Here is an 8889-nt window from a genome sequence, read left to right as displayed (position 1 = left end):
GTGGCGGATAAAGGGATAAATGAAAAAGGCGAAAACGAAACAAGGCCAAAGATCGCAGATAAAATAGCTGAACAGTTTAAGCAGGGTAAATATCTTGAAGGAATTATGGAAGGACTTGATGAGATCGGTGGAATACTTTTGCAACATTTTCCGATAAAGCCTGATGATAGAAATGAACTGTCAAATGAAGTGGAAATAAGATGACGATATTGAAAAATAAAGCACTTAGAAGTTATGCCGTTTTATGGGTATTTGGGGATATTTATAATTTTGATCGCTGAGGTTTTGCTTTTTCTTAAAGTTAAAATTGTTGGAATTTATTTCACCCCGATTGTTTGGACTGGGTACATCCTTTTCATCGATGCCTTGAATTTCAAACTTTACAAAACTTCCTTAATTAAAACTCGGACGGTTGAATTTTTAATTATGTTGCCGTGGTCGGTTATATGCTGTTTTTGAAGCGTATAATTTTCATCTTAAAAACTGGTATTACATTGGATTGCCTGAAAGTGCGCTCGCGAGAACTGTTGGTTATGTGTGGTCGTTTGCGACGATTTTTCCTGCCATACTTGAGACGAATCAACTTATCAAGCCAATTTTTAAAAATGTGAGCAAAAAACCATCGAAGCCGACGGATAAAAAATTATCGGTTTATTTTGCTTTAGGTTTAATCTTTTTGATTGTTCCCTTGCTTTTACCATCCGAAGTAGCTTCTTATCTTTTTGCTTTAGTTTGGGTTGGTTTTGCTTTTCTTCTTGAGCCGTTGAATTACAAACTTGGAGGGGAAAGTTTGTTCAAAGAGTTTGAGAATGGCAAATTGACGACGCTATTCTCTCTATTTCTCGCTGGTTTAATATGCGGTGTGCTTTGGGAATTCTGGAATTATTGGGCTATTGGTAAATGGATTTATACTGTGCCCATTCCATTTGCAGGTCCGAGGATTTTTGAAATGCCACTACTTGGATTTCTTGGATTTCCTGCTTTTGCAGTTGAAGTTTACTCATTGCAGAATTTTTTAATCGTTGTGTTGAAGAAAAATCAAAGGCTTGCAGAGTTGTTTGGAGTTGTGTAAGGTGGGATAACCTTAACGATTGCTGTGTCGAGCGTTTTTTCGTTTAAAATGAAAATCTCATCAAACCCTTCGGTTGGAATTGATTTTTTTGCTTCAATGAAATTTACATATTGATTTCGTATAACTTGCTCCCCGACTTTTCTTGGTCTTTTCTTGTCCCTTTCTATACAAATTTCAAGTGGGATGTCAAAGACAATTATTACAACTTTAAATCCATATTTTTTAGCTATCTCAATTAACTGTCGTCTTGTTTCTTTTGAAAGCGATGTCGCATCCGCAACTGTTAATTTCCCGACGAGCAATCTTTTCTCGATTATGAAATAAAACAGATCAAAGGCATGTTTTGATACCGCTTGATTTGCTGGATTGTCAGAGATCATGGCTCTGCAGTGATCAGATGATACTATTTGAGTTCGCTTAAAAAATTTTTTAGCAAATGTTGATTTACCGCTTCCAGCAACCCCGCATAGGACGACCAAAGTTCTTGGTGTTATTTTTATTTCAAATTCTTCCCTCTGTTCAAGCTTTTTTCTAAATATGTTTAAAACTTTTTCTATCATCTCGTAAAAATTTTATAGCCTAATTTGCTTATTATCTCTGTGGCTTTTTTTGCTTCATTTTCACTTCCAAACGAAAGTCGAAATGTTCCGCCTATCCCTTCCCTTACACGCAGGAGTTCGATATCTTTTATGTTTAATCCACCTTCGTATAATGCGGTTGAGATTTTACTTAAAACACCTGGTTTATCTTCAACCATTATGAACACATCGTGCAAGACATTAAGGAAGCCCTTTCGGCTTGATGGGATTTCATTGCGAAGTTTAAAAGCATTGTCGAACTCGGGTTTTAATTCACCTATTTTGTTGGATTTAATAATCTCCCTGTATTTACTAAGTCCGTTAATAAAATTGTCAAGCGCTTCAATTATCTTTTCTCTGTTGAATGAGATTATATCATGCCATATTTCAAATTGACTTGATGCGATCCGTGTTAAGTCCTTAAATCCGCCTCCTGATAATGACAGGTAATCTGTTCCCATGCTTCCGACTGTATTGACGAGCAGGACGGCGATTAATTGTGGTAGGTGGCTGATATATCCTGCTATTCCGTCGTGAATTTCGGGATCAAGCAAGATTATGTTTGCGCCTGTTAATTTTATAAGTTCAATGAATTCATTGACAACCTTTATCGGGACATTGAAGTTTGGACATAATACATAGACCGCGTTTTCAAAGAGAAACGGGTCTGCGGAAGATATACCCTTTCTTTCTGATCCAGCCATCGGGTGACCACCAATGAAATAAACATCATTTTTAATTTTTTCAGCCTCTTTCAAGACAATTTTTTTGACGCTCCCGACATCGGTTATTATCGTTCCAGATTTTGCATGCTTTGATACTATATGAATTTGTTGTAAGATCTCCTTGATCGGTGTGCATAGGAAAACAACATCGGCATCATTTACTGCTTCTTCAATTGAGTTGGCTTTTTTATTAATTGCGCCAAGTTCAAGTGCGATGTCCAGGGAGCTCGGATCAATGTCAAACCCTGTAATTATAAAATCATATCCCTTTGATTGTTTTAAAGAAAGGGCAATTGACCCGCCAATTAAGCCGGTTCCAATGATTGAGATTTTTCTAAATGTCATAGTTTGGGTAAAATTTATTGGATTTTTCTTCCTATCGCCTCTGCTATTTTTCTTATTTCGTTCATAAGTTGTGTGAATTGCTCAAGATAGAGAGATTGAGGTCCGTCTGATTTTGCTTTTTCTGGTTGATGATGAACTTCAACGATCAATCCATCAGCTCCCGCTGCGATTGCAGCTCTTGCCACAGGTATAACCTTATCTCTTATTCCCGTTGCGTGTGATGGATCGACGACAATTGGTAAATGGCTTTTTTTGTGTATAACTGGGATTGCGTTTATATCAAGCGTATTTCTCGTGGATGTTTCAAAGGTTCTAATCCCTCTTTCGCAGAGTATGACATTGTGATTTCCTCCAGCGAGTATGTATTCAGCAGCCATGAGCCATTCCTCAATTGTTGCAGCAAATCCTCTTTTTAACATTACAGGTTTATCAATTTTGCCAAGTTCCTTTAATAATGGGAAGTTTTGCATGTTTCTTGCGCCGACTTGAAGTATATCTGCGTATTTTGCAACAAGTTCTATATCTTTGGTATCAAGAACTTCGGTGATAACAAGCAGTCCGTATTCATCAGCGGCTGATCTTAAAAGTTTCAATCCTTCTTCACCAAGCCCTTGAAATGAATATGGCGAAGTTCTGGGTTTGAATGCACCACCTCTTAAGATTTTAGCGCCTTGTTCAGCTACATGTTTGGCTATTATGAATATTTGTTCCTCGCTTTCAACAGCGCATGGGCCAGCCATCACGACTATTTCTTCGATGTTGCTACCTATTTTTACACCATTTATGTTTATAACTGTCCCTTCATGCTTGAAAGCACGGTTTGCAAGTTTATATGGTTCTGTTATTCTATAAACTTCCGCAACGCCCGGTAAAAGTTGGATATTTCTATGATCAAATTCCGGTTTTACTCCTATCGCACCAAGTACAGTTCTTGTAACGCCGGTTGAACGGTGGACATCAAAACCATATTCGTTTAAAATTTTTATCACATTTTGAATTTCTTCCTCCGTTGCATCAGGTTCCATAACAACTATCATATTTTCACCTCCATTTTTATGTTGGTTTTTTTGTTTAAAAATGTAAGTTGTGAAAAATATGGCTGATTTTGGGGGTGGAGTTTATATTAAGCCCAGTGGTTACGCCACCACTGGGCAAAATAATTGGCGTGGTTGAGACTAAATCGGAGGGAAACGCGGTAAGAAACAAAATTCACAATAGTCAAAGTTGCGATGTTTGGGGTTGCTTGGCTCATTTTTTTGAGTTCCTTTACGGTATCTTAGTTTTTGCTAAAATATATAAATTTTGTTGACATTTTGCAAGAGTGTTGGATTAGTTTTTAATTTTGATTAAAATTTAGCCGTATCAAAAACAAAATCGTTTTTAACCATGCCGAGGAAATTTTATCTCACCTTAATTTATCTTCTGATTATCTTACTCATTTCACCATTGTATGCTCAAAGAAGACCTATAACAGTTGAAGACCTTTGGGCTATGAAAAGGATTTCAAATCTAACTATTTCACCTGATGGAAAATGGGTTGCCTACGTTATTACATCTTACAGCATGGAGGAAAACAAAGGGCAGAGGGATATCTACCTTGTTTCAATTGATGGAAGAGAAATTAAACAGTTAACAAAAGGGGAAGGCTCAAATTATTCTCCGGCGTGGTCTCCAGATGGAAAGAAGATCGCTTTCATATCAACGCGTGATGGAGAACCACAGGTTTATGTCATTGAACTTGAAACCGGTGAAGTTAAAAATATGACAGATATAGCTCTTGGTGCCGATGGTGTTATATGGTCGCCAGATGGAAAATACCTTGCGTTTGTGTCGCAAGTTTATCCCGATTGTCCCGATAATGATTGTAATTCAAAGAGAGAAAAAGAGAGGGAGGCAAGCAAAGTTAAGGCGAAATTCTTTACAAGGTTGCCATTTAGAATTTGGAACAGGTGGATTGACGATAAAAGAAGCCATTTATTCACAGTTGAAGTTAACACTGGGAGAATTGTTGATGTGACACCCGGAGATTACGATACGCCACCGATAGATCTTGGCGGAAAAATTGATTACGCTTTTTCACCAGATGGGAAGGAGATTTGTTTTGTTCGGAATACCGACACGATGATTGCTATAAGCACCAACAATGATCTTTTTATCACTACTCCAGAGGGTGGAAATATAAAAAGAATCACTACAAATAAAGCAAATGATAATCAGCCGGTTTATTCACCCGATGGAAAATACATAGCCTACAGGGCACAATTTAGAGCTGGTTTTGAGTCCGATAAATATAGATTGATGCTTTATGAAAGGAAGACTGGAAAAACGATTAACTTAACAGAAAAATTTGATCGCTCAGTTGAAGAAGTTATTTGGTCTCCAGATAGCAAGTTTATATTTTTCACTGCGGAGGATCAAGGTTATAATTCAATCTATAGGATTAATGTTGAAACTGGGGAAATTAAGCAGATAACGGAGAAAAGCTATAACACAGAAATTGGAATAACTCCTGATGGTAGATTCTTAATTTTTAAGAGAGAATCGATAAACAAGCCAGCTGAAATTTATCGTCTTGATCTTGCAAGCTTTGAAGTTATTCAGTTGACACATCATAATGACTCTTTGCTCGCACAACTTGAGATGAACGCGCTTGAAGATTTTTGGTTTGCTGGTGCTGGAGGGACAAAAGTACATGGGTTTATTCTGAAACCGCCATTTTTTGAGTCAGGTAAAAAATATCCCGCTGTTTTTCTAATTCATGGAGGACCACAGTCGATGTGGGCTGATCATTTCCATTATAGATGGAACGCTCAAATGTTTGCTTCGAGAGGTTATGTCGTTGTGATGATAAATCCGCGCGGTTCAACGGGTTACGGGCAAAAGTTTACAGATGAGATAAGTGGAGATTGGGGTGGGAAAGTTTTTGAGGATTTAATGAAAGGTGTTGATTATGTCATAAAGAACTTTGATTTCGTTGACAAAAATAGAATTGGTGCTGCTGGAGCTTCTTACGGTGGGTACATGATCAATTGGATCGCTGGGCATAATGATAAAGGTATATTTAAATGCCTTGTTTCGCATGCTGGCGTATTTGATCTTCAAAGTATGTATGGTTCAACCGAGGAGTTGTGGTTTCCAGAATGGGAGTTTAAAGGGACGCCATGGACGAACCCTGAACTGTATAAGAAATGGTCGCCAAGTTATTATGTTAAGAATTTTAAAACGCCAACACTTGTGATTCATGGACAGCTCGATTACAGAGTTGATGTCAGCCAAGGGTTTATGATGTTCACAGCTTTACAAAGGATGGGAGTTCCATCGAAAATGCTTTATTTCCCAGATGAGGGACATCATATCTTAAAACCACAAAATGCGAAGTTGTGGTGGACGACCGTTTTTGATTGGCTTGATATGTATTTGAAGAAATAAAAGTTTAGGATATTTTTGTGAATAACCCTGCCTTTTGGCTGTTAAACGGCTAAAAGGCGGGGGTTTTATTTTAAATCAAAAGGTTCTAGGATAGCAATAAAAATTTAAATGAAATTAGCAACATGCAAAGTAAAATTGAGGTAAGGAAGGCTTTCAAAGTTGTTATATTTCTTGGGCTCGTGAGTTTGTTCGCGGACATAACCTATGAAGGAGCCCGAGGAGTTATCGGTCCTTTTTTATTCACCTTGGGTGCTAGTGCGACGATAGTTGGTTTAGTTAGCGGGTTAGGAGAGTTGATCGGTTATGGATTTCGTTTGATTTCTGGTTATGTTGCGGATAAAACGAAGAGATATTGGGCGATAACGATTGTAGGATATTTTATCAATCTCATTGCAGTGCCGTTGCTTGCTTTCGCTGGAAGTTGGGAAATTGCATCTGTTCTAATTGTTGCTGAAAGGTTTGGCAAGGCTATAAGAACCCCGGCGCGGGATACAATTCTTTCTTATGCTTCTTCAAGCATTGGATATGGAAAAGGTTTTGGATTACATGAGGCAATTGACCAGATTGGTGCAATTGTTGGACCGTTATTAGTCGCTGGAGTGATTTATTCAAGTAAAAGTTATTCTTTGGCTTTTCTATCCCTTGGGATTCCAGCTGTTTTATCCCTTTTGATGCTTTTTATAACAATGGCGAGTTATCCGGATTCGAAAACACTTGAAACCAGAAGCACAAGTTTGAGCAACGACAAGCTTGACAAGACTTTTTATCTCTATCTTTTATTCATTATGCTTACAGTGTGTGGCTATCCACATTTTCAGATTATATCCTATCACTTCAAAAAAATTCAAATTGTGTCTGATGAAGTAATTTCAACTTTATTTGCAGTGGCTATGGCGGTTGATGCGGTAGTTGGACTTATAATTGGGAGCTTGTTTGATAAATTTAGGCTTAGAATACTTTTTCTTGTTCCTTTTTTTGTTATACCGATTTCGATTTTTGCATTTGTTTGGGAGAGTTTGATAACAGTTGTTATTTCGGTGGTTTTATGGGGTATAGTGATGGGATTTCATGAGACGGTTATGAAGTCGGCTATAGCGGTGATAGTTCCGATGGAAAAAAGAGGTTTAGCCTATGGGATATTTCATAGTTTATTTGGGGTTGCGTGGTTTGTTGGGGGATTGGCAATTGGGCGATTGTATGAGATTTCGATTTTTTATTTGATTGTTTTTTCAGTAGGGCTTCAAGCTTTATCGTTAATTTGTTTTGTCTGGCTAAAGCGAGCAGGGAAAATTTTTTAAGTTTCTCATTTTGTAAAAGATATTGATTTTTTGTAAATTTGCAAGGCAAAAAGGAAAGTTTTTCTTTCCGATTTCAAAGATAAAATTTGAGAAAAGTGTTTGAGGAAATAACCCAAAAATTCGAACTGCTTTTTAAGAAAATTCGTGGACAAGCCAAGATTACTGAGTCTAACATCGCTGAGACGATGCGTGAGGTAAGGCGTGTGATGCTTGAAGCTGATGTTAATTACAAGGTAGTTAAAGATTTTACTGAAAAGGTTCAGCAAAAAGCGCTTGGACAGGAGGTGTTGAGAAGCATTACGCCGGGGCAAATGTTGATAAAGATTATTTATGATGAACTTGTGAACTTGATGGGCTCGACTCGTGCGGATATAAAATTTTCCCCAAACCCGCCAACTGTGATAATGATAGTTGGACTTCAAGGTTCTGGTAAGACAACCTTTTGTGCGAAGCTTGCGAACCATTTAAAGCATAAAGGTAGACATCCACTTTTAGTTGCAGCCGATATATATCGTCCAGCTGCGATTGAGCAACTAAAACAGTTGGGCGAGCAGATTCAAGTTCCTGTGTTTTCAATGGATTCAGGAGTGGACGCCGTTCAAATTGCGGTGAATTCTGTTGACTTCGCAAGGAAAAATTATAGGGATGTTGTTATAATTGATACTGCTGGAAGGATGCATATAGACGAAGAGATGATGCGTGAAGTCGAAAGGATAAAAGAAGCTGTAAAGCCCCACGAGATTCTTTTCGTTGTCGATTCAATGACCGGTCAGGAGGCAGTTAATGTTGCAAAGGAATTTAATGATAGGTTGAATTTTGATGGTGTTGTTTTGACAAAGCTTGATGGAGACGCTCGTGGTGGCGCTGCTCTTTCAATTAAGGCTGTTGTAAATAAGCCGATAAAATTTGTAAGCATTGGTGAGAAGCTTGATGCCCTTGAGCCGTTTTACCCCGATCGTATGGCTTCGAGAATTTTGGGAATGGGTGATATTGTAACCCTTGTTGAAAAAGCTCAAAAGCAAGTTGATGAGGAAAAAGCAAAGAAGCTCGAGGAAAAACTCAAGAAGAATCAATTCACGCTTGAAGATTTTAGGGATCAGATAAGAGAAATAAGAAAGATGGGACCATTGAGGGAGTTGTTAAGTATGATCCCAGGGATTGGAAGTGCGTTGAGGAATATTGATATAGATGAGAAACAACTTGTTAAGTTAGAGGCGATAATAAACTCAATGACTCCGGAGGAAAGGCGAAAGCCACAAATAATTAACGCGAGCCGTAAGAGGAGAATTGCGATGGGAAGTGGAACCACGGTTCAAGATGTGAACATGTTGTTAAAGCAATTTGAGGAGATGCAGAAGTTGATCAAGCAGTTAAATCGTGGAAGGTTTAAGGGTTTTAAACTCCCACTTTAATTGAAATTAAAAACAAAAGGAGAGAAAGAG

Annotated in this window: 8 protein-coding genes and 1 pseudogene; 6 read left to right on the top strand and 3 right to left on the bottom strand. The window is 37.9% G+C overall.

Going from position 1 to position 8889, the window contains the following annotated elements:
* The 3 genes and pseudogenes from AWW78_RS10530 to AWW78_RS04305 form a co-directional block, all read left to right on the top strand.
* A pseudogene (locus AWW78_RS10530) lies at nucleotides 1-204 on the top strand (TPM domain-containing protein); the annotation flags it as partial.
* A gap of 30 nt (nucleotides 205-234) precedes the next feature.
* The gene (locus AWW78_RS04310) at nucleotides 235-459 is read left to right on the top strand and encodes a hypothetical protein (protein WP_047134311.1); all 225 of its coding nucleotides are present in this window, start codon (nucleotides 235-237) and stop codon (nucleotides 457-459) included.
* Between the two features lie 40 nt (nucleotides 460-499).
* On the top strand, nucleotides 500-1072 hold the full coding sequence (locus tag AWW78_RS04305) for a hypothetical protein (protein WP_047134310.1): 573 nt from the start codon (nucleotides 500-502) through the stop codon (nucleotides 1070-1072).
* Here the strand turns inward: AWW78_RS04305 and AWW78_RS04300 are convergent.
* Genes AWW78_RS04300 through aroF form a run of 3 tightly spaced genes read right to left on the bottom strand, consistent with a single transcriptional unit; the run spans nucleotide 1039 to nucleotide 3757 of the window.
* Complete coding sequence (locus AWW78_RS04300) at nucleotides 1039-1632, bottom strand: AAA family ATPase (protein ID WP_047134309.1); 594 nt, start codon at nucleotides 1630-1632, stop codon at nucleotides 1039-1041. The two genes, AWW78_RS04305 and AWW78_RS04300, sit on opposite strands and share 34 nt — an antisense overlap.
* Nucleotides 1629-2720 carry a prephenate dehydrogenase gene (locus AWW78_RS04295; RefSeq protein ID WP_047134308.1) on the bottom strand — a complete coding sequence of 364 codons (1092 nt, stop codon included), beginning with the start codon at nucleotides 2718-2720 and terminating at the stop codon, nucleotides 1629-1631. Before AWW78_RS04295 ends, AWW78_RS04300 begins: the two co-directional genes overlap by 4 nt.
* 14 nt (nucleotides 2721-2734) lie before the next feature.
* Nucleotides 2735-3757, bottom strand: coding sequence for a 3-deoxy-7-phosphoheptulonate synthase (gene aroF, locus AWW78_RS04290; RefSeq protein WP_047134307.1), 1023 nt, complete (start codon nucleotides 3755-3757; stop codon nucleotides 2735-2737).
* Nucleotides 3758-4106: 349 nt separating this feature from the next.
* Between aroF and AWW78_RS04280 the strand changes: the two genes are divergently transcribed.
* The 3 genes from AWW78_RS04280 (at nucleotide 4107) to ffh (ending at nucleotide 8859) form a co-directional block, all read left to right on the top strand.
* Nucleotides 4107-6149: a S9 family peptidase gene (locus AWW78_RS04280; protein ID WP_047134305.1), complete on the top strand. Its 2043-nt coding sequence runs from the start codon at nucleotides 4107-4109 to the stop codon at nucleotides 6147-6149.
* A 122-nt stretch (nucleotides 6150-6271) separates the two neighbouring features.
* Nucleotides 6272-7447: an MFS transporter gene (locus AWW78_RS04275; RefSeq protein ID WP_047134304.1), complete on the top strand. Its 1176-nt coding sequence runs from the start codon at nucleotides 6272-6274 to the stop codon at nucleotides 7445-7447.
* Nucleotides 7448-7542: 95 nt separating this feature from the next.
* Nucleotides 7543-8859, top strand: a complete 1317-nt coding sequence (gene ffh / locus AWW78_RS04270; protein WP_047134316.1) for a signal recognition particle protein — start codon at nucleotides 7543-7545, stop codon at nucleotides 8857-8859.
* The last annotated feature ends 30 nt before the right edge of the window (nucleotides 8860-8889 follow it).

This window comes from Candidatus Kryptonium thompsonii, assembly GCF_001535985.1.
Lineage (GTDB): Bacteria > Bacteroidota > Ignavibacteria > Kryptoniales > Kryptoniaceae > Kryptonium > Kryptonium thompsonii.
The sequence above is the reverse complement of the archived record's forward strand: the minus strand, read 5'-3'. Positions and strand labels throughout refer to the sequence as shown.

Bases quoted from the DNA above. Each gene is read 5' to 3' on its own strand.
- AWW78_RS04300 (WP_047134309.1), bottom strand. From the start codon at position 1,632: ATGATAGAAAAAGTTTTAAACATATTTAGAAAAAAGCTTGAACAGAGG.
- AWW78_RS04280 (WP_047134305.1), top strand. From the start codon at position 4,107: ATGCCGAGGAAATTTTATCTCACCTTAATTTATCTTCTGATTATCTTA.
- AWW78_RS04310 (WP_047134311.1), top strand. From the start codon at position 235: ATGCCGTTTTATGGGTATTTGGGGATATTTATAATTTTGATCGCTGAG.
- aroF (WP_047134307.1), bottom strand. From the start codon at position 3,757: ATGATAGTTGTTATGGAACCTGATGCAACGGAGGAAGAAATTCAAAAT.
- AWW78_RS04275 (WP_047134304.1), top strand. From the start codon at position 6,272: ATGCAAAGTAAAATTGAGGTAAGGAAGGCTTTCAAAGTTGTTATATTT.
- AWW78_RS04295 (WP_047134308.1), bottom strand. From the start codon at position 2,720: ATGACATTTAGAAAAATCTCAATCATTGGAACCGGCTTAATTGGCGGG.